This window comes from Wenjunlia vitaminophila DSM 41686 (genome assembly GCF_000380165.1).
GTDB classification, from domain to species: Bacteria; Actinomycetota; Actinomycetes; order Streptomycetales; family Streptomycetaceae; genus Wenjunlia; species Wenjunlia vitaminophila.
Genome location: NZ_KB904637.1, coordinates 1 through 2,050, shown reverse-complemented (window position 1 = coordinate 2,050; position 2,050 = coordinate 1). Strand labels below are relative to the sequence as shown.

Annotated in this window: 2 protein-coding genes; both read right to left on the bottom strand. The window is 74.5% G+C overall.

Annotated elements, in window-relative coordinates; genetic code table 11:
• Window positions 1–91: 91 nt before the first annotated feature.
• The gene (locus A3IG_RS0103370; RefSeq protein WP_018382138.1) at window positions 92–1,045 is read right to left on the bottom strand and encodes a DUF6807 domain-containing protein; all 954 of its coding nucleotides are present in this window, start codon (window positions 1,043–1,045) and stop codon (window positions 92–94) included.
• Window positions 1,038–1,997, bottom strand: coding sequence for an acetylxylan esterase (locus A3IG_RS0103365; protein ID WP_018382137.1), 960 nt, complete (start codon window positions 1,995–1,997; stop codon window positions 1,038–1,040). The genes A3IG_RS0103370 and A3IG_RS0103365 overlap by 8 nt, the downstream gene beginning before the upstream one ends.
• Window positions 1,998–2,050 lie beyond the last annotated feature (53 nt).

Genomic DNA, 2,050 nt, shown 5'->3' with positions numbered 1-2,050 from the left:
CCGGCTGGCGCTGAGGGCGCAAGACCCCCGGGAGCGCTGCTCCCGGAGGCAGCCTGAGCCAGGAATCCCCTCCCTTCAGGGAGGGGAGGATTCAACAGGAGTGCCCCGTCAGGTACTCCTCGACGCGGGACGCCGTCCACGCCCCGGTGGCGACCACGGTCCGGTACCGCCGGGTCAGTGTCCGGCCGCGAGCCAGCTCGAACTCCCGGTGGAACGCCCAGGAGGGGTTGACGCCGGGGTACTCCTCGCTGCGGACGAACCAGTGCGCGGCGGCTTCCGGCTCCTCCGCTCCGCCGGGCCCGGGCCCGGCGACCTGGAACAGCAGTGTGGAGTCACGTCCGGTGGCCTCGTGCCGGCCCGTGAAGGCCAGCCACCTCGCCCGCCGCCCCAGCAGCTCCGCCTCGCCCTCGGCACCGCCGGGGCCGATCACCCGGCCGCCGGTGAAGGAACCCGGCCCCCGCCAGAACAGCCCGCTGTAGCCGGCCCCCGCGCGGCCGTGCGTGGCCGGGCTGCCGAAGCGCAGCGGCTCGTCCCGCAGCCCGGTCAGCGCGCTGGTCCAGCGCAGCTCCCAGGAACCGTGCTCCGGCTCCACCGCGGTCACGGTGATCTCGCGGTGCTCCCGAACCCAGGGCTCCCCCCGGGAGGAGCACCAGGTCAACCGGCCGCGCAGCACCGCCCCTGACCCGCCCCCGGTGGCGGTGAGGGTGTCGTGCCGCACCGTGCCGTGGTTGCGCAGCGGTACGTACCGCCGCTGCTGGTGGACGTAGCTGCCGCCGCCCCAGAAGTTCTCGCCGGACAGGTGGGACGCGGTGAGCTGGAGGCCCTTGTGCCACCGGTGGTCGGCGGGCCGGTAGCCGGTCACCACGTCACCGGCGAGGGTCCGCAGCGGGTGCAGGTACGGCTTCGGTGCCTCGGCGGGCTCCGGGTCGGGACGGTGCGCGTAGGTCAGCACCCGGACGCCGGCGACGTCCACGGTCACCGTCCGGACCCCGGTCCGGACGGTGACGCCACTCGGCGTGGGAAGCGCCGGGGACCGCTCAGCCACGGCCCAGGACCTCCCCGACCCAGCGCAGCCGCACCGCCTCGTGGTGCGCGCCGCCACCCTCGTGGCGGTTGAACGGGTACACCTCGATGCGTTTCTCCCCGGCGTACGCGTTGTACGCCGCGTAGACCGTGGACGGCGGGCAGACGTCGTCCATCAGCCCCACGGAGAACAGCGCGGGGGCCCGGCCCCGGGCCGCGAAGAACACCCCGTCCACGTATCCCAGGGTGCGCAGCACCGTCCCCTCGGCGCCGCGGTGGACGGTCAGGTACCGGCCGATCTCACCGTAGGGGTTGGCGTCGGTGATGGTCACGGCCCGCTCGAAGTGGCACAGGAACGGCACGTCCACGGCGACGGCGGCCAGGTCGGGGACGAGCGCCCCGACGGCCAGGGTGATCCCGCCGCCCTGACTGCCACCAACCGCGACGGTGCGGGTCGGGTCGGCCAGGGGGTGGCTGCGGGCGGCCTCCACCGCGCGGACCGCGTCGGCGTGGACCCGGCGGTAGAAGTAGGTGTCCTGGTGCTCGACGCCACGGGTCATGAACCCGGCGGTGGACGGGGCCGAACCCACCGGGTCGGGGGTGTCGCCCCCGCCCTGACCGCGGACGTCCACGGCGAGGTGGGCGTAGCCGGCCAATGGCCACAGCCCCCAGGAGTGCGGCAGCCCGCGACCGCCGTTGTACCCGGGGTACTGCACCACCACCGGCAGCGGCCCGGTGGCGTCGGCGGGGGCGGTGAACCACCCCTTGACCGGGTGCCCGCCGTACCCGGCGAAGGTGACGTCCCAGACGCGCACCCCGGTCAACGGGGTGTCCACCGGCTCGAAGGTGACCGCCAGGGGGTGCGCCCGGGTCTCGGTGAGCGTCTTGTCCCAGAAGGCGTCGAAGTCCGGGGGCTCGGCGGTCCCGGAACGGTAGTTCCTGAGCTGGTCGGCGGGGAGGTCGAACAGGGCCATGGGAACCTTTCGCTGTCGTGCCCCGCGGCGTGCCGAGGGCTGACACGTCAGGG